Origin of the sequence: Bacillus sp. ES1-5 (assembly GCF_022487605.1) — a bacterium.
Lineage (GTDB): Bacteria > Bacillota > Bacilli > Bacillales > Bacillaceae_G > Bacillus_A > Bacillus_A wiedmannii.
In genome coordinates, this window is sequence record NZ_JAKVPU010000001.1 from 949599 (window position 1) to 972437 (window position 22839).

The window sequence follows — 22839 nt, forward strand, 5'->3', positions numbered from 1 at the left end:
ACTTCTTTACTATATTGGTACTATTATTTTAGAAAGGAGAATGTTCCTATGATTCAACAATTAAAAACATACTATGGTGAGGATATCAAAATCAATGCAGCTGTGTTGTCTGAAGATTATAGCTGGTTTTTAGTTGAAGGAAACAAAGTCGGGATTCGAAAAATCCGATTACATCAAAGAGAGCATCAATTGCTTTCATCCATCTTAACGCCCATTTATACTGATACATTTTATAAAACAGAAAAAGAAAAATCATGGCATGAAGCATTATACAAAAATAATAACATTTCTATACTATCAGTTCGTTTTTTACACTTTTTCACAACACAACCCATAATAGAGAGAGAAGAATTTCAAGATGCTTTACAGTCCATGTTTTCTTTTACTACTACAATGATATGGGAAACTTCGCAAGCCGGTGTCCTCATATTAGAAGAAAATGTACCTGATTCTATATTGCGAGCAGCCCTTGATACACTAGAAACAGATTTTTTTATATCCCTATCCTTCTTTATTGGCAGACGCTATACGCAAACAACTGAATTTGCTTATCTGTATCAATGGGAGCGAAAATTTTTTTCTGTTCTTTCTCCCTATTTATCCAAAAAAATTACACACATTGAACAACTGCTCCCTTATCAATTAATGATCTCATTATCAAAAGAAGAAAGAAAAAAGTACACGAGTCAATTATTGGCACACATTTCGAATGATAAAGAACTAATAGATAGCGTTAAATTATTCTTCCAATGTAACTTAAATGTATCTCTTGCAGCGAAACAATTATATTTACATCGTAATACTTTGCAGTATCGAATTGATAAATTCATTGAAAAAACAGGAATTAATATAAAAACTTTTGAAGGTGCAGTAGCAGTTTATATGGCGTTTCTTTCTTTAGATATCTCGTGAAACTCTCATGAAAGATGATAAAATATTCATTTTCTCATACCATCATTGTTTTATGACTTGGAAACTCTTTTTACATATTTTTCTACGAAAAAGTAATACTTTCATCCCATATCTATAGATGAAAGTACATCCTACAGGTGCTTTCTCGTTTCTTACATCTGTAAACTTGCATAAAAGCCTCTCATTCTTTTGTGCACAATGCCGATTTACTTACGGTTATAAAAATCTTATAATTCAATCAATTACGAAAAGGAGTGAATATTTATGACCGAACTAGTATTAGATCATATTTTTAAAGTTTACGATAATAAAACCACTGCTGTTTCTGACTTTAATTTACATATTGAAGATAAAGAGTTTATCGTATTTGTCGGTCCTTCTGGATGCGGGAAATCAACAACTTTACGTATGATTGCAGGTCTAGAAGACATTTCTGATGGTTCGTTTTATATTGATGGAGAGCGTATGAATGATGTCGCTCCAAAAGATCGCAACATTGCGATGGTATTTCAAAATTACGCACTATACCCGCATATGACTGTTTATGATAATATCGCGTTTGGCTTAAAACTACGCAAACTTCCAAAAGATGAAATTAATCACCGAGTAACGGAGGCATCGAAAATATTAGGGCTTGAAGATTACTTACAACGAAAACCGAAGGCATTATCAGGTGGGCAACGCCAACGGGTTGCGCTAGGAAGAGCTATCGTCCGTGACGCAAAAGTATTTTTAATGGACGAGCCTCTATCGAATTTAGACGCAAAATTACGCGTCAGTATGCGTTCAGAAATCTCCAAACTGCATCGTCGTTTAAATACGACCACTATATATGTAACGCATGATCAAACAGAAGCTATGACAATGGCATCACGCCTTGTTGTTATGAAAGATGGGCTCATCCAGCAAGTTGGTACTCCAAAAGAAGTATATGATACTCCTGAAAACATATTTGTCGGTGGATTCATTGGTTCTCCCGCTATGAATTTCTTTACCGGGACATTACAAGAGAACTATTTCTATATAGAAAATATTCGCTTCAAAGTACCAGATGGCCAACTAAAAACGTTAAAGCAAAAAGGATATAATGGACAAAAAATCATACTCGGCATTCGTCCTGAAGACATTCATGATGAACCAATTGTTCTTCAATCTTCGCCTGAATCCACAGTCGAAATTACAGTAGAAGTTGCTGAATTATTAGGTGCTGAAACGATGATTCATGGAAAACTTTCGAATCAAAACTTTGTTGCGCGAATTAATGCTCGTTCCGAGATTAAAGCTAACGATACACTTCCATTAGCTTTTAGTTTAGCGAAAGCACATTTTTTCGATATTGCTACCGAACAACGTATTCGTAATATTTAATGTATGCATAGCTTCTATTTCAAAAAAAATAGATATAGTTGTGTCAACCATTTCGTAAAAAAGAATTAAATACTAGATTCCCCTGTATTGCGACAGAACCATACGAAAAAACATCTCATATTCATATGAGATGTTTTTTCGTATTTGCTATTCTTTTAATAAATCTATTAATCCATTCCCTTCAGATGTACGTTCATACCCTAAAGGTACAGTTCTTTTAATAAGTTGTGCATATATTTCTGGCTCTGATAACTTTCTACCATATTCTCTCTCACACTGCTTAATGAGCAATGCCAGCGCTCCAGCAACATGCGGTGTTGCCATAGAAGTACCACTTAATACCGCATATTTTCCTTCGGGATACGTAGATAATATTTCATCACCTGGCGCCACTAAATCAATTTCTTGATTCGAATTACTAAAACATGCGATTTTCCGTTCTAAATTGACAGCACCGACTTCAATTACTTCTGAGTACGCACCTGGGAAGTCCAGTTCCTCCGTGTTATCATTACAATCTCCATTATTCCCGGCAGCACATACGACGAGAACATCTTGTCTTACCGCATTTTGAATTGCTTCATGTAATTCTAGAACGTCTTGCGGGCCACCAAGTGACATTGAAATGACCCTAACTCTTTCTTTATTAGGTCCTCTCCAATTTACAGCATAATGAATCGCCTCAATAATTTGCTCATAACTTCCAGAACCATCTCCCGCTAAAACCTTTAACACTAACATTTTAGCAAGTGGTGCGACTCCTAAAACACCGACACCATTTTCAGTCGCTGCAATTGTCCCCGCTACATGAGTACCGTGTCCGTTATTATCAAGATAAATATTTGGATCCCCTTCGTAATCTTTCGTGAAATTTCTTCCACCGATAATGCGATCCTTTAAATCTATATGATTCACATCACAACCTGTATCTAATACGGCAACAACAATATCTTTTCCTTTCGCACTCTTCTCCCATACTTGTGGAGCATGAATGAGTTGTACACCTGGTGGAATTTCATTTACTTGTTCAACCACCTTATTTACTGTAAAAGGAATCAATTGTATACCTTTTTGTTTATTCGCTGTACTACTATTCATCGTAATCCCTCCTGAAAATATATTATTTTCATTTCAGACCACTTTTGAAAAGGTTTAAATGTAACATTCGTTTTATTCGTTTCGTTTTCCTTCCTTAAAAATATTTCTCAATATAGCTTACTAATTTTATACTACTCTTTTTATTTATCTCATAATTTTTATTCACCAAAAATCCAATTGGTACAACCAATAACAAAAATAAAAGGACCAATTTAATGGTCCTTTCATAGTTTTTAAAGAATGATATGAAATTTTAAAAATAAAATAAATTAAGACTAAGCCTCACTCTTATTTAAAAACTTCTCTATTTCTTTTATTAAATATTTCGCTCCATCTATACTAACAGTAATGTTTCCATTTGCTAATGATATGTTTTGATTTGAAACATCACCTGTTATTTGACAAGCATTGTAAGGTTGATATTTTTGTAAAATGACTTTATCTTCTTCTACGAAAATTTCAAGTGGTGATTTGATTTGTATTCCTAATACTTCTCGTAACTCTTTAGGAATAACAATTCGTCCTAATTCGTCTACTTTTCGAATAATTCCTGTTGCTTTCATATTACTCCCCCCTTACTTTCTATTAATTTTTCCACCTCGCCCTTTCCATTTTATCACTTTTTGGTAATACTTGTATCTTTTTAGAAAATTTTGTACTCAAGTTAAAAATACACATTTAACGAATACGTAATCTCTCTTTCAATTGTTTTAAATAACGAGATCGTATCAATAAGAAATATACAACTTGAATTCCTACGAAAACACTTAATACAATCGCATTTTCTTTAAATAATGAGTACTCAAACATCTGTCCCAGTGCAGTTAACGCTACTGCCCCGTGTAATGTTGCAACACCTATTGGAACGAAGAATAATAGTGCTAATCGAATTGTAACTACTTTCGATAATTCTCCGCTCGTTAAACCTACTTTTCTAATCATTTCAAACAAACGAGTATCATCCTCTAAATCAGAAAACAAACGGAAGTAAAGGAAGCTTCCTGCACATACGAAAAATACTATACCAATAAAGAAACCTACAAATAAAATTGGTCCTGCTATTTGTAAACTTTGGTTTTGTTCGTACTCTTCTGCACTAAACGTTGCATGTTCTTCATAAGTCTTTATCTGATGCGTAAGTTCTTTACCAACTTCAATTTCATCTTTCGTTCCCTCTGTTTTGTACACATAATCTTTTTCCTCTTTAAATCCATCTTGTAATGCATCATATTGATTTTTAGAGATTACATAAACGTTACCTCTTAGTATTTTACTTAATGAAGAAGTATTAACTTTTTTCACTTTTAAAGATTCATTCAAATGTGGTAAAGTAATTTCTTTTCTTTCTTTCATCGGTGGGCCTGGTATATCGACTGATAAAAATAAAGCTTCTTTATTTGCTACAGTTTGAAATGGTTCTCCTGTTAACTTCGCATACTCCTTATAATCTGATTCTTTTATGAAAATAGCACTTCTTAAAGACTGCTCCTCTGCCTTTTTCGTTGAAATAGTAGCTTTAGACGCTGTTATACTATGCTTCTTTAATCCTTCATCAATCATCTTCAAATGCTGTGATTCATTACTATTTCCTTGCTTGGAGTGGTAATGAAACGCAATTGGTCTTTCCATAATTTCTTTCGTCATTGATGCGAAACCAACTAATGTACCTATTGCTGAAAATGCTACAGTTGAAATAATAGTTACAATAAAGAACATTCTGGCGTTGTCTCTCATACGGTAAGCTAAATCTGATAACGTAACAATATTTGTCTGTGTCCAATAGAAACGTTTACTTTTTTTACATAGTCTAATAATAAAGACACTCAACTGCTTGTACAGCAAGTACGTACCAATAATGACTACCGTTGTAACAGGAATCATCATGACAAATACCATTGCGCCGTGTGACAGAAGCGCTCCTGCATATCCCGCACTAAGCAATATGACTGCTAATATAGAAGAAATAATGGAAGCTTTCGGTTCCGGCTTCGCTTCTGCTGATCCTCTAAACAATTTCATAATTTTATTTTTCCGAATCATTCCTGCACTAAACAATGAAATGATCATAAATAATACGAAAAACATAATACTCGTTACAACAATGGCTTTCATTGGTATGTAATAAGCTAAGGAAATATCTAATTTTAATATCATCGGAGCTACAAATATTAACATTCCGGAAAATAGCATTCCTGCAAGTATTCCAAAAATAATTGCCCCTATCCCAATCATAATATTTTCAAAGAAGATAAGACGCTTTAATTGATATTTCGTCATACCTAACATCATTAAAATTCCTAATTCACGCTTTCTCGTTTTTAAAAACATTCCCATCGAATATAAAATAAAGAAAAATGTAAATAAGTAAATAATGGACTGTGCAAAAGACATACTTACGAACACGTATTGCCCCAGTTCTCCAGCACTTAATGCCGGATGAAACGCAAAAAATGAATACACAAAAAAGGCCATAATAGCAAATGCACTACTTAAAAAATATGCTGAGTATGTTCGTCTATTTCGCGTTACATTCCGGTATGCGAGTTCTCTAATATTCATATTACTTCTCCGCCCTTCTACTAACTATGTTTTTATATTAGTAAAATACGGAAATACCTTCCATCGATTCAAATGACAAAAACCTTACATTATTGAAAGGTTTCAAAAAAATTGCTTAAACGAAGCAGTTTCATTATAATGACTACATTCATATTCATACACGCATCCTATTGTATATTCGCTAGTTTTGCGAAATAATAAAGGATAGAAGTATGTACCAATATACATATAAACTTAATTACTGCTTTAATATGAATAGGAGGAAACATAATGACATTACAAGAACAAATTATGAAAGCATTACATGTTCAGCCTGTAATTGATCCGAAAGCAGAAATCCGTAAACGTGTTGATTTCTTAAAAGATTATGTAAAAAAAACAGGTGCGAAAGGATTTGTACTTGGAATTAGTGGCGGACAAGACTCTACATTAGCTGGACGTTTAGCTCAGCTTGCAGTGGAGGAAATTCGTAATGAAGGTGGTAACGCAACGTTTATCGCCGTGCGCCTTCCTTATAAAGTGCAAAAAGACGAAGATGATGCGCAATTAGCATTACAATTTATTCAAGCTGATCAATCTGTTGCATTTGATATCGCTTCAACAGTTGATGCTTTCTCAAGCCAATACGAAAACTTATTAGGTGAATCATTAACAGATTTCAATAAAGGTAACGTGAAAGCACGTATCCGTATGGTTACACAATATGCAATTGGTGGACAAAAAGGTCTACTTGTTATCGGAACAGATCACGCGGCAGAAGCTGTTACAGGATTCTTTACAAAATTCGGAGATGGTGGTGCAGACCTATTACCATTAACGGGATTAACAAAACGCCAAGGACGCGCTCTATTACAAGAATTAGGTGCAGACGAGCGACTTTACTTAAAAATGCCAACAGCTGATTTATTAGATGAAAAACCAGGTCAAGCTGATGAAACGGAGTTAGGTATTTCGTATGATCAACTAGATGATTATTTAGAAGGTAAAGCAGTTCCAACTGACGTTGCAGAAAAAATTGAAAAACGTTACACAGTGAGCGAACATAAAAGACAAGTTCCAGCATCAATGTTTGATGATTGGTGGAAATAAATTATATAAAAAAGAAGCTAACCTCATTAGCTTCTTTTTTATGTTAACGATACACCCCTACTCTTTTCTCTAGTAAGTCCTGTAAACAATCCTCATGTTGTTGATTAAACAATGGTGGCATTTTGTTTAGCGGGAAAAACTTCAATTCCAACGTTTCATCACCGTCTACTTTTTGCTCTCCACCGGCAATTGAGCATGAAAAGAATATTAAAATTGACTGGGCATTATCTCCATTTGGATATGCTTGAAAATATTTTGTATACACCCCGATAAGCTCATTTATTTCCACGTCATAACCTGTTTCTTCTTTTATTTCTCGAATCGCGGTTTCTGCGGCAGATTCTCCAATTTCCATTGCACCGCCAGGAAATCCCCAAGCGTTAAAATCACCTCTTTTTTGCAGTAATACTTCTCCATGTTCATTCAACACACAACCACCCGCAAAGTTTATGAGAACACAGTCGTGACCTACTTTTTCACGTAATTCTTTTATATAATTAGCCATCTTCTTCCCCTTTTCATACATCTTCTATCATTATTTCTTATCTTTTTCAAGCAATTCAATCATTCGATCTAGCTTCTTATTCATATTAATTACATGTTGTTTTTTTGCAGCGCTGTTTTGCAATAATCTTCTAAGGAACAAAGTAAATGATAGGAAAAACAAAACGATAAGTCCGATTACTAAACAAGTATATATCAATGTAAAAATATTACTTTCGAACAAATTCATTCAAATCCCACATCCTTCCTTTTTATATTTTATCACACAATTCTGTTTTTTGAAGTGATACATAATAAAAAGAGCACCTTTCCAAGATGCTCTTCTTAATTAATAAGTAAATGTAATTGTCGCTAATGAATAATCTGCCATTGCACTATATGGTGCTACTTCATAAGATACACGTTTCGCACCTTTTGGCCAATTTATTTCATTTAACACTTTCTTTATATCTTGCATTGTTCCATCCATAGATTGCTTATATCGTACTTCTACCTTTTCTGGCTTAGAAGCGAATTGTTGCTGTAATTTCCCCTTAAATTCACTATAATTATCTGCCCCGTATTGTGCAGACAAATATTTTAAATTTGTTTCTTTTAACATTTGTTTATACGCAGCAGTCTTTGAACTACCCATTTTTATTTTGTTTGTTAATTCATTAAAGTAACTTGCAGTTGCCGCCGGATATTTACTACGATCCCATTCATGATCTTTACTTAATTGCTCGTCAGACATATTAAAATATGAATATGTTACACGCCCAGCTTTATCTGGTACTGGATCATCGAATGTCGTATCAATGTGGTACCATTTGTTTTCAATGTTTACTAAATTCCATGCATGAGCTTGTCCATTCCCTGTGCCTGTTACAATATGATTTTGAATACCTGCTTCTTTTAACAACTCATACGTTAATAACGTATAGCCTTGGCAAACGGCAGAACGATTCGCTAATGCTTCATATGCTGTATACGCTTTATAAGACGTATCATAAGATACATGTTTCACAACATAATCGTGAATAGCTTTTACTTTCTCATGCTCATCCATCCCTGGTTTTACAATTGAACCGATAATTGCTTTTGCCTGGGATTTTACATATTGTGTTTGCTCTTTTGATTCACGGTATTTCACTTGCAGTGTAAACGTATAGTTTCCTGGTAACCCTTTAATAGAATATTTAGTAGACGCTACATTATATTTTACATACTCATCTGCATCTACAATTTTATTAAACTCGCCATACAATTGGTCCATAACATTTCTAGCATTTCTATCTTTCGTTTTATATGTGATTGTAATATTTTCTTCTCGATTATCAACCTGTTTTTTTAATTCTTTTCGGAAATCATCTAATAGCTTTGCATCTGATTGTGTTGTCGCTACAGACGGATTCGTAGCTGCATAAGATACCGTTGACGCGTGTAAGCCTCCCATTACTATAGTTGAACAAAGTAGGGTAGCTGTCACATACTTACTTGTCTTTCTCATCTCGTCACTCCTTACATTCTATAACTATACGAAAAAGTATCGTATAGTTTCAGAGTATACAATACTTTTTCGTATAGGTCATATGAGATTATGCATATTTAACATTGTAAAAAGGTTGTTCTTTTTACAAGAACAACCTTTTTCATTAACAAGTTTGTAATACACAACACGTATTTTCAAAACGTCGATTTTTTAAGTCTTCATTTCCAATACAGAAATAAAGCATTCCTAAATCTCCCCACATCATATTACAATTTTTAGTATCTGAATCGATTTGGAATAAAAGCGTCATTTGCTGCGGGTCTATCCCCATATATTCTCCTGTCTCATATAATACTTCCTCTTGTACAGAGAATGGCTCACCAAACATTTGATGGTTATCGTAGTTGTCTGGGATTAGTTCTTCAAGTAATTGTAAGAAACGGTCTGAATCAGCCTCATCTTCAATGAAAAGCTCTGGCAATTTATATGTCAGTTCAAAAGTAGTTGCACACTGGTTATAATTTGTTTGCAATTCATCTGCCCTTCGTAATTGCTCTACAGGAACTTCATAATAAAGTACACGCCCCGCTTCAGTTGGATTCACATCTTCTTCAAAGTAATTTTCAATGCTGAAAAAATATAACATCCCTGTCTTAGGAAGATTGTGATCCATACCAACATTTTGTAAATCATTTAAATTAAATTGAGCGATAAACTGTAATGGATTTCCTTTGTGCATCGGGTATTCAAATGTAGCTGGCAAGTCAGGAACTCCTCCCATTTTCGAACTACCTACCGCAACTGTTTCCTCCTGCTTTGGCACAACTTTTACACAAGGAAATACAGTATTAATAAGTTCTTCTTTTAAATGTGTCAGCCCATATTTATCAATTAATACTTCAATTTGTTTATTCATAAATTCTCCTTATATTTACATACTTATTTGTATCATCGCACAAAAATTATACTCCATTCTTTGTAAAAACAACAAGCCTCCAAAAAAACGGGCTCTTCCTCCATACGCGAACAAGTTAAAAAAAGCATAGTATACATTGTTCCTACAAACACGATAGTTCATTATTTCTTCCAGTACATTTTCCCCTCGTTCATTTTTATTTTTAATTTAAGGAGGAATTCCACATGGGTTACGGATATAGTTGCAGCGGTTACGGTTACGGCGGTAGTTGTGGTGGATGTGGTTATGGAGGTTTCGCTTTATTAATCGTTTTATTTATCCTTCTAATCATCATCGGAGCTAGCTGTTGGGGCGGCTTTGTAGGCTGCTAGTAAATTTAAAAACTATTGTAAAGAAGCACGTACAATACGTGCTTTTTTGCCATTTTCAAATCTTTTATTCGAAAGGAAGTATGAGATTGATGAAGATTGATGGTGTTTTTGAAGGAGGCGGTGTACGTGGGATTGCACATGTAGGGGCAATTTGCGCGTTAGCTGAAAAAGGCTATGAATGGGAACGTGTAGCTGGAACATCAGCTGGTTCCATTATCGCTGCGCTCCTAGCAGCAGGATATTCTTGTTCAGAGTTAAAAACGATTATAACTGATATCGATTATAATAAATTTACGAAGAGAACCTTTATTGACAGAATCCCCTTAATCGGAAAAGGATTAAGCGCATGGACTACTCTTGGTATTTACTCTAATATATTTATAGAAGAATGGATTGAAGAATTACTTCGCAAAAAAGGAGTTCACTTATTTACAGATTTACCTGATTTAAATAAGCTTAAAATTATCGCTTCTGATATAAGTAATGGTAAAATGGTTATCTTTCCTGATGACTTACCAAACTACGGATTTTTAAATTATCGCTTCTCTATTGCTAAAGCTGTAAGAATGAGTAGTACAATCCCCTTCTTCTTTGAACCGGTAAAATGGAGAACCCCTAAATGGAAGCAACCTTGTTATATGGTTGATGGAGGGATTTTAAGCAATTACCCTATTTGGATTTTCGACTCACCTTCCTCTCCTCGCTGGCCAACATTTGGATTTCATTTCGTAAAAGATGAGATTCAAGCTGACCCTGCCCATTATAACGAGCCTATCTCCATGTTCAAAGGACTTTTTAAAACGATGATGCAAGCCCATGATTTACGTCATTTAGATAAGGAATCAAAAGCAAGAACGATTACAATTCCAACAGGATCCATTACAAGTACAAACTTTGAGTTAACAAAGGAAGAAAAAGAGTGGCTTTACAATTCTGGTTATAACGCCGCAAATAAGTTTTTACAATCTTGGAACTTCAGACAATATATTGATGACTATAGAAACGGAAATCAGGACCGAAAAACAAATCGGTATTTCCGTCAACTTGACTCATAATACTATTATTTTTCATACGAGAACACGTAACGCTTTCAAAAAAAATAAGCCTAGTAATATCATAGATTACTAGGCTTATTTACTTCCTGCTGCATCATTATTATTCGTTGCTTAAGGATACGTTAACCCTTCAGCTTCTTCCGCAGTAATAACTGTGTATCGATTTCCCGTTCGTAATCCTAACAATTCTGCTTTTTCAATTGCATCCTGCTTCGACTCAGCATAAGCAGCTAAATATTTTTCTCCATTGATAATTTGGCAAATTACGTATTGTTTCATTATTTTCTCCTCTTACTTTTTCATTAGTTGTGCAAGTTTTTTGATACCTATTTCAATTTCTTCTAACGTTGCGTATGAATAAGATAGACGCAAAAATTGGTTTGCACTTCTATCATACAAAGTACCTGGATTTAATAAAATCTTTTCTTTCAAAGCTTTGTCGAATAAGCTACGGTTCGAAACGGGTACATTCATATGTAACCAAATATAAAAACCACCTGTCGGTTCATACCATGTTGCTATATCACGACAATATTTCTCTAACATTTGCAACATAAAATCTCTACGTTTTTTCAACTTAGTTCTTACAAACTGTAAATGTTCATCATACAATCCATCTGCAAACCATTCCGCTGCAATTTGCTGGGATATAGAACTTGAACCATAATCTGTTTGCATTTTTATGTCTGCCAATCTTTGAATGACTGGCTCAGATCCAACAATCCATCCAATTCTTAATCCTGGACTAATGACTTTAGACATACTCCCAATATGTAGTACAATTCCGTTTTTATCATATGCTTTTAAAGGCTTTGAAACAGGCTCATCAAACCATAAGTCTTGGTACACCGCGTCTTCTATAATTGGCAAACCAATTTCGTTACATATTTCCATCACTTCTATTCTTTTCTTCGCATTCATACTAAAGTTCGTCGGATTATGAAAAGACGGGATTGTATATAAAATAGATGCATTAAATTGCTTCTTATATTTTGTAATATATGATGCATGTAAACCGTTCTCATTCATTGGTATACCAATTAAACGCATTCCTGCTGATTGAAAAACATTAAGAGAATATAAATAAGATGGTTTTTCTAATAAGATGGATGCCCCTTTTGGAAGAAGCCCCATAGAAATAAGTTGCAACGCTTGAATAGCTCCTGAAACAATTAGTATAGAATCAGGAGTTACATCTATACCATGTCCATTTAAATAGTCCGCAATCTTTTCCCTTAAAGAGAGACTTCCTTTCGGCTCTTCATAGCCAAGTGTCACCTTTGATGCTAAAAGCTTATTCATAATCCCTTTCATCTTTTTTTCAGGTAAAAGACTTGGCGCGAGCTCCCCGGTTCCTAAACGAATTACATGCGGATAAAATTCAGCTTGATTAATCTCTTGAATAGCAGGCAAATTCGGATAATGAAGTCCTGTTTCTACATAAGACTGCCAATTAGGCGGGGGCGCGTACGTTGAAGCATTCTCATTATTATTTACAACAATTGTTCCTTTCCTGCCATTCCCTTCAATGTATCCCTTTGCCACTAGTTCATCGAAAGCCATTACAATTGTACTCCGGTTCACACCGAATGTATGTGCCAAATCTCTTTGTGAAGGTAATTTCGTTCCAACAGTCCATTCTCCATTAACGATTCTTTCTTTTATATACGTTTCTATTTGTTTATACAGAGGAGTCGCTAGAGACATATTTGGTTTCCAAACGAATCTTTCCATCATATCACCTTATATTCTTTTTGGTTGGTAACCTCTCCAACCATATGGATGGATACAAATTTTCATTTCTTCTATACAATATACACTATCATACTGAATTAAAATAGGAGGTAATATGATGAGTGAAGCAATTATTCATGGTATCATTCTTGCATTTGGTCTTATCATTCCATTAGGTGTCCAAAATGTTTTCGTCTTTAACCAAGGTGCGAGCCAACCAAACATTTGGAGGGCAGCCCCTGTAGTATTAACTGCCTCTATATGTGATACGTTACTCATATTGATTGCAGTGCAGGGTGTCTCCCTTGTACTCCTTACTTTTTCTTGGCTAACTAACACGTTATATATAATTGGATTTTTCTTTCTCCTATATATGGGCTTTGTTATTTGGAGAAGTAACCCTTCCAACGATATAAAAAAAGAAAACAGTATGCCATTAAAAAAGCAAATCCTTTTCGCTACATCGGTTTCGTTATTAAATCCACATGCAATTTTAGATACAATCGGTGTAATCGGAACAAATTCTATTCAATACATAGGAAGTGAAAAATGGGCTTTCACACTTGCAACTATTATCGTTTCTTGGATTTGGTTTATAAGCTTAGCCTTAGCGGGGAAATTTCTAAAAAGAATAGACTCAACTGGAAAGACAATCGTATTATTAAATAAGTTTTCGGGTCTCATCATTTGGGGCGTCGCGCTTTATATGTTAAAACAAGTTATGTATTCTTAATGAACGAAAGAGAATTGCATGTTCCTTAAAACACCATGCAATTCTCTTACAGATTATGAAGTAGGTTCCGTTTTCTGTTTTACCGTCTTTGCATCTTTTGCTGGTTTAATCCAAATCATTGCTATAACAGCACCGATACCAGCGAAAATACTTGTTACATAAAACACTTCATGGTCAGCACCTTTCATGAAAAAAGAGTATAGAGGTGGTCCAGCTGCTACACCAATAAATCGCATGGAACTATAAAATGACGTAACTGTCCCCCTTTGCTCCTTTTCAATTCCTTGTGTAATTAGGGCGTCTAAACATGGGAGTGCCATACCAATTCCTATCCCCATAATAACGAGACAAAGAAGTAGTAAATAAATCCCTTTTATAAATAAAGGAATGATGACTGATGCAGCTGCCATTAAAAAACCAATATAAATACACTTCTTCATTACATTTTGATTATCTCCAATTTTTTTACCCGCCATATATGAACTAAGTGACAATACAAGTAACGGGATAGCAAGTACACAACCTTTCCATATACCATGTATGTCATACTTTGATTCCAGTATCGTCGACAAATAAAAGAGAATTCCGAATAAAATAAGCATAATAATTGCACCTAATACAAAAATGGCAATTAACCATCTTCCCTTTTCTCGAAACGTAGAGATAATAGACTTTATAAACTCTTTAAGTGGTGGCACTTCTCCTTCTTGTTTCTTTGCCTTTACTAGAACAAGTAATAAAACAATTGATACTATGCATAAAACTGGAATTGCCCAAAATGGTAAGAACCATACAATGGCAGCAAGAGCAGATCCTAAAATAGGGCTCAGCACTTTTCCAAATGTATTGGATGTTTCAATGATTCCTAAACCTGTACTAACTTGTTTTTCATCTTTGTATAAATCACCAACACACGGTATAACAACTGGCATTGCACCAGCAGCACCAATACCTTGAATCGCTCTACCGATCAATATCCAAGTGTAGGGATTATCAACTTTCCATGATACCCAACCAGTTATCGCTCCTCCTATAGCCGCAATCAGCAAACTCGGAACCATTATCATCTTTCGTCCCCATCTATCTGATAAATAACCAGCAATCGGTATAAGTAAAATGGCTACAATAGAGTAAATTGTAATAATCATGGATACTTGAAACGATGAAATATGTAATTTCTTTTCGATAGTCGGTAGGATTGGAATGAGCATTGAATTCCCTAATGTCATAACAAGTGGAACTGATGCAAGCGCAATTAAACAACAGTTTTCTTTTTTTAACATGTTGGCTTCGGAACCCTTTCATCGTATATTTCTGACCATATAATAGCCCTGCTGGAACGTAATTTTTCATTCCACCAGGGCTATTACATCTTTACTACTTCCCATTTACAACAAAAGAAATTGGGGAAAATATAGTATTATTCCTATTCTTTGAATCCAGTTCGCAATATATTCATACCAATTAATTGAAAAAAAAAGAAAGGAAGAATCCTTCCTTTCTCCTATAACTTTCTACAATTAGCGAGTATATCCGCCACCAAGTTGTTGTTCTGCCATCGCTACTAGACGTTTTGTAATTTCACCGCCTACAGAACCGTTTGCACGTGAAGAAGTGTCAGCTCCAAGTTGTACACCAAATTCTTGTGCAATTTCATATTTCATTTGATCTAAAGCTGCTTGTGCTCCATGTGATGCTAATTGATTAGAATTACGATTTCTAGCCATTACCAATCACCTCCTTATTTATATATAAATTGTGTTAAATTTTAATTTAAATACATGGTAATTTTTGGTTATTTATATTTTTTAAAAAAGAGTCTCTACAATGAGAGACTCTTACATCATTTTATATTAAGAAGTTACTACTTCTAAATTTCTATTTGTTAATACTTTCATTTCTTCTTTTAATATATCTTTCGCATGATGTCCAAACCATTCGAGTGAAGCAAAATGGTCAGTATCTCTCACTTCCTGAATAATCTCATCATAATTTACCACCCCTTCAAATAATGGAACCATACCAATTCGACTTCCCGCTGCTGCATATACATTATTTGGTTCAAACACATGCAAATAATCTGCTGACGATATATTCTTAAAATGGTAATGTTGTATCCACGGCTTTAGTCGATGGAAGCTGTCTATTGGATCTGCACCAGACTCCCATATATGAAGAAAATCAAGGTTTATTTTCAAATTCGGATGATTTACTTCTCCTAATAATTCCAAAGTAGAAGGCAGCGTATCCGTTAACGTATTTGGATGTGTTTCTAAAAGTACATACATATTATGCTGAGCAAATACTTCACAAATCATGCGAATACGATTCACATACTCTTTTCTCTCCTGTTCCGAGAAATCTTCGCTACCTTTTTGTCCAGCAAACGTACGAATTTTGTTTGTTTTAAACCAATTAGCTAATATTGCAAGTTGTTCACATTTCTCTATCGTTTTTTCAAAATCTGCCGATAATGATATATCTAAGTAATCACTTATCATCGTAATTTCCAAGTTTTTATCCTTTAAACAATTCAATTCTCGTTCTGTCGTTTCATACTCTTGCATATACAAATTTTGTGCATGAGTCCCCCACAATTCAATTCCTTCAAAACCGTTTTCATATGCAAATTGAACAATATCAGTAAATGAAATTAATTGATGACGAAAGGAAATAGTACATAATGAATATTTCATAGGTTTGAACTCCCTTATCTTAAATTCAGTTAGGTTTTTAAAACGCTAAGACAGACTGGTTTGTTTTCATTTCTTTCCATGATAAAAACTGTCTCTCTAATTCAGCCTTAATTTGCAGTTCAATTGCATTCATTTCATCCAACTTTTCAACAATTGATAATAACATGCCTTTATTATTCGTCATTGCCATTTTAATTGCTCGATACTGTACATTTGTAAATCCTTGTACAATATCCTCTACCCGATCACACCAATAATCAAACTCTTGCTCCGAATATTGCAACGTTTCACGGAAGTATGCAAAGGCATGTTCATAACTATATTTACGAATTGCAAGTACTGGTATTTGCTTCACTGCCGCTACAAGACCCGAAAGCGAATAACCTTCTTCTTCATTTGCCATTTTTATAATTAAATTTTTCAATTCCATAGTCAGTTCATTGTCATTTCTTTTGAAAGTTTCTATGAAATAACTCGCTACCATTTCTACCGTTGGCTCCTGAACTTCTTCTACATCAATGAAATACCCTCCACCAAATGGGTTATCTTGAACAGAGTGAAGCACTTTTTCTCTTTCCATATTCCCTTCCCAGCGAAAATCAGGATCTAGCATGAACCATTCTTCTTCTTTCTCTGTCTTCGATATCATTAAATAATGCGGAAACGGTTTTTGATGGAATTTATTTTCCCTCTCTGGCAATAGAGACATATCAACCATTACAATGACATAACGATTTTCTAGCTTGTTTTCTACTAATTGTAAAAACGTTTCTACATTGCTATCTTTATCTTTTGCATGATCATACCATTCGTTCACTTTCATACCGTACAATTTTTCATACCATAATAAATAATTATCATGGTTAATATTTTCGGAGTGATACGAGATAATGCCGCCTTCTGTTATATCAAAATCTCCGTCCCATAATCCAAAATAAAATGGACGGAAATCTATATCGCTACGCCTTTTTATAATTTCACAAAAGCAACTCACTAAACAATGAACTTTAATTGAAGTCATATTCTCATCCACTTTCCTAAAGGTTAATTATTCACATTTACTTCTTATACCGGCTGTAACTCCTCCATAAAATCAAGCAAAGATCCTACAGTAAGAAATGCTTTTGGGTCTACCTCATCCTCCGGAACGCATAACTTTACATCCATTTCTATGTAGACTATGAGTTGTAACATCATTACCGAATCTATATATAAATCTTGGTTTAAGCGCATCGTTTCTTCTAAATGCGTTACATTTTTTAGTTCCATTTTTCCTGTCATAATTTTCAATACTTCATTTTTTAATGTTTCACGTCTCATGTTGTAACCTCTCCCATCTCTAGTAATTTTCTACTTACTTTTCCAGTTTTATTTTTCGGAATTTCAGTTACACTTTCAATCTCATGCGGAACTTTATAAGATGGTAAATGCTGCATACACCATTCTCTTATTCGCACTGGATCAATATGAGAGATTACTTTCGCTTTAACAACTTCGCCCATCACAGGATGTTTTCCCCGATATACAATTGCCTCTTGAACGCCTTCTAGTCGAAGCATTGTTTCTTCTACCTCTATCGGAAAGACTTTTAATCCTGAAACGTTAATCACATCATCCATGCGCCCCATAAAATGAAGACCATGCTCAGATTTATACCCCAAATCTTTCGTGAAAATTTCCTTACCGTTCATTTTCACTACGATTTCTTCAGGCATATTTTCATCTAAGCCTATGCTTATACTCGCATGAGGTAGTGGATTTCCTAAATCTAAATGGCTTTTCATATCATGACATATACTAATACAACCCGCTTCAGAACAACCGTATTGCTGCATCATATATGTTGTCGTTTCTTTTAGTTTATAAAACAATGCTTCTGGCAAAGGCGCTCCGGATGTCATAATTTTATGAAACTGAAACGTTCCTTGCGGGAAACTCCCCATAATATGTAACATAAGTGGTACTGCATATATGATATGTTTTTCTGTATTGCGAACGATATTTAATGCGAATTTAGGATTTTTATTCGTAATGATGATAGGTTTGCTTCCCCGCGTAATTGCAGATAACGTACCACATATTAATCCGTATGAATGTGAAACAGGAGCCATAACGATTGGCACTTCATCCTCTTCACAGTTTAAAGTTTCATTATAAGCAGTAATTTCTGTATCCACTTCCGTCCATGCTCTACGAATCAGTTTTGGTTCTCCCGTAGTTCCAGAACTATATTGCAATAAAGAAGGCTCTTCTAGTAAAGCGTTCACTACTTCTAATTTCGTAAAATCGCCATATTCTCCATATAATATCCCGATACAATTTGCACGCTTTGCCATTTCAATAGCCGTTTCTTTTGGCGTATCTTCATGTATAAGCAATACTGATGATTTCTTTTCTTTTAAGAAAAACACAAGCGTAATAATATCGAATGGATCTTTCAGACAAAGCGCGAATCTATTTCCTGCTGCTTTTTGAAATTGTTCCATTTCCTCATAAACTTGTAATCTCAAATCAAAATCACTTTTGCTATACTCTTGTTTATTAACAATTAGCATAATTTCCTCCTGTAACAACTGATTTTTGTTTCATAAGTTGGCTTGCTCTATACAATGGATTTGGAACTTCATGAACAAGCGATTCCACATCCATATATAATCGTCGCTTCGTTAATTGCTCAGCATAGAATGTAGGAGTGTATAGCTGAATACTTTCAAATCTATCTTTCAAGTGTGGATATTTTCTAAAATGATTTTCAATTTCTTCGACAACTATCACCCAAAAAATTTCTTCTTTCCAATCATATTCGTCTGCAAGTACGAAAGCTAATTCTCCTACATTAAATAAGAACAGTGCATCTAATACCATCTCTTGTAAACATTCAATACGATTCATTTCAAAGAAATCATTCATTTTTCCATTCACATACGTTTTATGCATTTTAGTAAAGTCTGGACATTTATTCATTTCTTTTAAGAATGGACGATAAAACTCAAGTCCTTCATGGAAATCCTTTAATGCAATACGGACAGGTAGCCCTTCTTTATGAACTAAAATCATATTTTGTCCGTGTGATTCTAATGCGATTCCATGCTCTACAACAAGATGTATAACTGGTATGATCGCTTTTTGAATCAGTAATCGTAGCCAATTTTCTATCCCATATTTGTTTAACCATGCATCAATAACTGGTGTCCCGTCTTTCTCTTTTGCATATAAGCCGTTAAAGGGAACCGCACCCTCTTGCTCATCTAAATATTTATGAACGCTTTCACGCCAAATGCATCCTAATGAACCATATGTGGCTTTCTTATTCGTATCATACGTTACACTCGAAAATTCCTTTAACAAAATAATGCGCGATTCATCCCTTAAATAAGAATCCTGACTTACGACATCACTTAACCAATTCGATATAGCTGGTGCACTCACAACTGAATATGGTTTCAGCGTACGGAGTGTTGAAGTGTTAAGTATGTTCAGCGATAACTTTACATATGGTCTCTTTGGATTCGTAACATTTCTTAACGTCCTCATCGATTGTTGCGCGCAATAATCATCCGCCGATTGTCCTAAATAAATTATATTTTTATCCTGTATATGGTCAACGTAATTTGGAATGATGAAATTCTCCCACTGCCAAGGATGAACAGGTATAAACACGTACTGTTTTGGATTACATCCCGCACTGTGAATTCGTTTCATATACGTTTCTAATGTATGCGCGCCTATCTCACCTTTTAAAATATTGTCATAGATCATTTCATTTTCATAACCTACAATCGCATATTTCTTATGAGCTGCAATCCATATGAGTTTTATTGGCCTCATAAATTCATATCCATATTGAAAATTGTCACGATATTGAAATCCAATGCGTGCTTTATAGCTAGGATGATATGGATGACCGTCTATTAAATGGCTTTCAAAGTCATCGTACGATTTTTGGGTATATTTCACCTTATTATGTCTTTCATATTGTGCAATCGTGTCTTTAAATATCGTTTGTTCTAATTCATGAATAAAAGAATCTAATTTCGTTTTTTCCACGTTAACAATCCGAAAAACTTCTTCCAAAAATTGCGAAACTGATTGTATTTCTTGTTTTTCCTCTTGAACTCTTATTACTAATGAATCTATAGAGATACGTCCAAATGTCATTCGTTCTCTTCCGTAACATTCATACGTGACACTTTTGTTGTCCTCATCAAGTCCTTGTATAAGAAAAAGAATTTGTTCTTCGTTTTCTATGCGAATTGGTGTAATAATCCCCTCATAAATTAACGACTCTACTAATTGACGTAACACTCTTCTTCGTACTGAAATGTAATCTTCTGATTCAAGCGCTTTCAATATCCTCGTATGATACATGTCCACTCTCATAACTCCTCCACCTTATAAAAACTACCATTATTTGTATTACGTGAAATTTTAACGTTATTTATGAACGGACAGCCACTTCTCTAACGAGCGGATTCTGTACCTGTACGTAAATTGCTTGTTCTAAAGGATTACTTAACTCATCGACATCGAAAAATCTCGTTAATAAATTTGCTTTACATGCCAACTTATCCTCTTCTAACAATTCTCTTAAAAAGGTAGAAGGTTCACGGTTATACGGAAGGAACGATTCAAGTACAGATCTTAATTCCGAGAGAATAATTTCCTCCTTAATTAATCCTGCTGTGCCAAATCCATTAATGAGTCCAAACATATGATTGAAAATTAAGTAGTAACGAAATCTCTCATCTACAATATAATCGTCATATAAATTTCCAGTACGTTCTCCAATGCCAGCCAACTCATTATTAAGCATCTCTTTCATTGAATTACAGAAATAAAACCCTTGATTATCACGGAAATAATATTTGACCGGATAACCATCCTTTAGCTGAACAACGCTATTTTGCTGATGAGCTTCTAATCCAACACCATAACGTAAGTACATCCATACCATCGGCTTTAAAGAAATATTCATATATCGTCTAAACCAATCTAAACTTACTTCTTCACAGCTTCTACCTTCTAAATCTGCTAGTCGATGAATAATATTCGATAAACGAGTACGTTCCCCAGGTATAGCATCTTGCACTAATCCAGCAATTAAAGTAGCGTCATTTGCATGTTCACCATAAAAAGGATTCTCTCGTATAATTACTTCAAATCCAGATTCTTTTGCCCCGTAATTTAATGTAATAAATGCTGGATCACAAATAAAATCAAAACCTGGAAACTTCTCTAACACTTCACCAATTGCTGTATTTAGCATTTCCTTTCCTTCAAGACCACTCTCTAGTTCCTTCAATTTATTAATACGCATTGAATTTGTTACTTTTACTGGAAATGAAAACTTAAGCATATATTTTGATTTGGGATGATATAACGTCCTAAGTGATGATGTTGCCATATAATACTTACCAACAGGACCAATATATTCAAGTACTCCTTGATCTATCCAATCCTGTACGTAAGATTGGTGTAATAGCCATTCTGCCTGAAGCGGATGAATTGGAAGTAAAGAATATTCATCTTCATTACAATACTTCGATATAAATTCTTTACAAACCATCTCATCATTACGTAACTCTTCTTTTAGAATTACTGTTGTAGAATCTAACAATAATGATTTTTCATTTACTATACTTTTATGTGCCCTAAAATAATGAAGCTGACATTCTCCTTTTAATTCTGGAGAATACATCGTGCTTTTCCATTCCAAAATACCTTGTCTACTCTTTGGGGTTGGATGAGTTAAATGTCCAAATAATAAAGATTGCTCCGCTTCTATAAAGGATGTATGGAAACCGTATAATGCAGATGTATCTTCTATTCTCTCCTTCGTAAATTCTTCAATATTTTGACAACTACGAATAACTCGAAGCATAAGTTCAGCAGGATTCGTCCCTTCTCCGTAGTTGATAGACATCTCTTTTATTAAGAATGTAATAACTGTAACGTAATCTGCTTTTATAACATTCTTATTTTCTCCCATTTGATAATAAAATTGTTCTCCAAACAAATGGCGATCTGTTGCTGATTTATATATAACTTCTCCATACAAAGTAATGTTCTGCGCCGATAGCCGACAATATAAATATGTGGGGACTTTATCTCTATTCAACGTATTACTGAAGATACTTTTCATTTTTTCATCCTCTGTAATCCATTCTCCACTCCCTGTTTCCCTTAAATAACAGTTTAAAAAACTTTGTAATGTTGCATGTTCTGCGATTTGTTTCGCATGCTGCATATTGGTCCTCCTCTTTATATTAAAGCTATCGAAATTTTATATAATAAACAACAATTGAATATCGTTATCAATTATGATTCTAATTG

Annotated in this window: 23 protein-coding genes; 6 read left to right on the forward strand and 17 right to left on the reverse strand. The window is 34.4% G+C overall.

Annotation, left to right across the window (positions count from 1 at the left end):
* Nucleotides 1-48: 48 nt before the first annotated feature.
* Nucleotides 49-912, forward strand: coding sequence for a PucR family transcriptional regulator (locus MKO96_RS04895; RefSeq protein ID WP_240586858.1), 864 nt, complete (start codon nucleotides 49-51; stop codon nucleotides 910-912).
* A 264-nt stretch (nucleotides 913-1176) separates the two neighbouring features.
* Nucleotides 1177-2280 (forward strand): ABC transporter ATP-binding protein, encoded by a 1104-nt coding sequence (locus MKO96_RS04900; protein ID WP_240586859.1) that lies wholly within the window; start codon nucleotides 1177-1179, stop codon nucleotides 2278-2280.
* A gap of 147 nt (nucleotides 2281-2427) precedes the next feature.
* Here the strand turns inward: MKO96_RS04900 and MKO96_RS04905 are convergent, their stop codons facing one another.
* The 3 genes from MKO96_RS04905 to MKO96_RS04915 all read right to left on the reverse strand — a co-directional run bounded on the left by MKO96_RS04905 (nucleotide 2428) and on the right by MKO96_RS04915 (nucleotide 5937).
* Complete coding sequence (locus MKO96_RS04905; RefSeq protein WP_240586860.1) at nucleotides 2428-3378, reverse strand: serine protease; 951 nt, start codon at nucleotides 3376-3378, stop codon at nucleotides 2428-2430.
* 275 nt (nucleotides 3379-3653) lie between these two features.
* A complete protein-coding gene (locus MKO96_RS04910) occupies nucleotides 3654-3941 on the reverse strand; it encodes an AbrB/MazE/SpoVT family DNA-binding domain-containing protein (RefSeq protein ID WP_061671834.1) in 288 nt (95 codons plus the stop codon).
* Nucleotides 3942-4056: 115 nt separating this feature from the next.
* Entirely contained in the window at nucleotides 4057-5937 is a 1881-nt protein-coding gene (locus MKO96_RS04915) for an ABC transporter permease (protein ID WP_240586861.1), read from the reverse strand.
* A gap of 270 nt (nucleotides 5938-6207) precedes the next feature.
* Between MKO96_RS04915 and nadE the strand changes: the two genes are divergently transcribed.
* Nucleotides 6208-7026, forward strand: a complete 819-nt coding sequence (gene nadE, locus MKO96_RS04920; protein WP_098058022.1) for an ammonia-dependent NAD(+) synthetase — start codon at nucleotides 6208-6210, stop codon at nucleotides 7024-7026.
* Nucleotides 7027-7069: 43 nt separating this feature from the next.
* Here the strand turns inward: nadE and MKO96_RS04925 are convergent, their stop codons facing one another.
* From MKO96_RS04925 to MKO96_RS04940, 4 genes are all read right to left on the reverse strand, one after another.
* Complete coding sequence (locus tag MKO96_RS04925; protein ID WP_046954986.1) at nucleotides 7070-7531, reverse strand: NUDIX hydrolase; 462 nt, start codon at nucleotides 7529-7531, stop codon at nucleotides 7070-7072.
* A 30-nt stretch (nucleotides 7532-7561) separates the two neighbouring features.
* Nucleotides 7562-7759: a DUF4083 domain-containing protein gene (locus MKO96_RS04930; RefSeq protein ID WP_002203457.1), complete on the reverse strand. Its 198-nt coding sequence runs from the start codon at nucleotides 7757-7759 to the stop codon at nucleotides 7562-7564.
* Nucleotides 7760-7858: 99 nt separating this feature from the next.
* Nucleotides 7859-9019 carry a transglutaminase domain-containing protein gene (locus tag MKO96_RS04935; RefSeq protein ID WP_240586862.1) on the reverse strand — a complete coding sequence of 387 codons (1161 nt, stop codon included), beginning with the start codon at nucleotides 9017-9019 and terminating at the stop codon, nucleotides 7859-7861.
* Between the two features lie 145 nt (nucleotides 9020-9164).
* Nucleotides 9165-9917, reverse strand: coding sequence for a YwqG family protein (locus tag MKO96_RS04940; protein ID WP_240586863.1), 753 nt, complete (start codon nucleotides 9915-9917; stop codon nucleotides 9165-9167).
* Between the two features lie 224 nt (nucleotides 9918-10141).
* Here MKO96_RS04940 and MKO96_RS04945 point away from each other — a divergent pair, with 224 nt between their 5' ends.
* Entirely contained in the window at nucleotides 10142-10288 is a 147-nt protein-coding gene (locus tag MKO96_RS04945; RefSeq protein WP_000540427.1) for a YjcZ family sporulation protein, read from the forward strand.
* Between the two features lie 89 nt (nucleotides 10289-10377).
* Nucleotides 10378-11343: a patatin-like phospholipase family protein gene (locus tag MKO96_RS04950; RefSeq protein ID WP_000686811.1), complete on the forward strand. Its 966-nt coding sequence runs from the start codon at nucleotides 10378-10380 to the stop codon at nucleotides 11341-11343.
* A 111-nt stretch (nucleotides 11344-11454) separates the two neighbouring features.
* Here MKO96_RS04950 and MKO96_RS04955 read toward each other — a convergent pair whose 3' ends face one another.
* Nucleotides 11455-11622, reverse strand: a complete 168-nt coding sequence (locus MKO96_RS04955) for a DUF3933 family protein (RefSeq protein WP_000816376.1) — start codon at nucleotides 11620-11622, stop codon at nucleotides 11455-11457.
* 12 nt (nucleotides 11623-11634) lie between these two features.
* A complete protein-coding gene (locus MKO96_RS04960; protein WP_240586864.1) occupies nucleotides 11635-13077 on the reverse strand; it encodes an aminotransferase-like domain-containing protein in 1443 nt (480 codons plus the stop codon).
* A 118-nt stretch (nucleotides 13078-13195) separates the two neighbouring features.
* On the opposite strand from MKO96_RS04960, the gene MKO96_RS04965 reads away from it, so the two are divergent.
* A complete protein-coding gene (locus MKO96_RS04965; protein ID WP_240586865.1) occupies nucleotides 13196-13810 on the forward strand; it encodes a LysE/ArgO family amino acid transporter in 615 nt (204 codons plus the stop codon).
* Between the two features lie 53 nt (nucleotides 13811-13863).
* Here the strand turns inward: MKO96_RS04965 and bcbE are convergent, their stop codons facing one another.
* From bcbE to MKO96_RS05005, 8 genes are all read right to left on the reverse strand, one after another.
* A complete protein-coding gene (gene bcbE / locus MKO96_RS04970; RefSeq protein WP_000913346.1) occupies nucleotides 13864-15093 on the reverse strand; it encodes a bacillibactin exporter BcbE in 1230 nt (409 codons plus the stop codon).
* Nucleotides 15094-15330: 237 nt separating this feature from the next.
* Nucleotides 15331-15537, reverse strand: a complete 207-nt coding sequence (locus MKO96_RS04975; protein ID WP_000113545.1) for an alpha/beta-type small acid-soluble spore protein — start codon at nucleotides 15535-15537, stop codon at nucleotides 15331-15333.
* Between the two features lie 126 nt (nucleotides 15538-15663).
* Nucleotides 15664-16506 carry a petrobactin biosynthesis 3-dehydroshikimate dehydratase AsbF gene (gene asbF, locus MKO96_RS04980; protein WP_240586866.1) on the reverse strand — a complete coding sequence of 281 codons (843 nt, stop codon included), beginning with the start codon at nucleotides 16504-16506 and terminating at the stop codon, nucleotides 15664-15666.
* A gap of 37 nt (nucleotides 16507-16543) precedes the next feature.
* On the reverse strand, nucleotides 16544-17527 hold the full coding sequence (gene asbE, locus MKO96_RS04985; RefSeq protein WP_240586867.1) for a petrobactin biosynthesis protein AsbE: 984 nt from the start codon (nucleotides 17525-17527) through the stop codon (nucleotides 16544-16546).
* A 44-nt stretch (nucleotides 17528-17571) separates the two neighbouring features.
* Nucleotides 17572-17826: a petrobactin biosynthesis protein AsbD gene (asbD, locus tag MKO96_RS04990; RefSeq protein WP_240586868.1), complete on the reverse strand. Its 255-nt coding sequence runs from the start codon at nucleotides 17824-17826 to the stop codon at nucleotides 17572-17574.
* The gene (gene asbC / locus MKO96_RS04995) at nucleotides 17823-19061 is read right to left on the reverse strand and encodes a 3,4-dihydroxybenzoic acid-AMP ligase AsbC (RefSeq protein ID WP_240586869.1); all 1239 of its coding nucleotides are present in this window, start codon (nucleotides 19059-19061) and stop codon (nucleotides 17823-17825) included. Before asbC ends, asbD begins: the two co-directional genes overlap by 4 nt.
* Nucleotides 19048-20886 carry an IucA/IucC family protein gene (locus MKO96_RS05000; RefSeq protein WP_240586870.1) on the reverse strand — a complete coding sequence of 613 codons (1839 nt, stop codon included), beginning with the start codon at nucleotides 20884-20886 and terminating at the stop codon, nucleotides 19048-19050. Before MKO96_RS05000 ends, asbC begins: the two co-directional genes overlap by 14 nt.
* A 58-nt stretch (nucleotides 20887-20944) precedes the next feature.
* A complete protein-coding gene (locus MKO96_RS05005; protein WP_240586871.1) occupies nucleotides 20945-22753 on the reverse strand; it encodes an IucA/IucC family protein in 1809 nt (602 codons plus the stop codon).
* Nucleotides 22754-22839 lie beyond the last annotated feature (86 nt).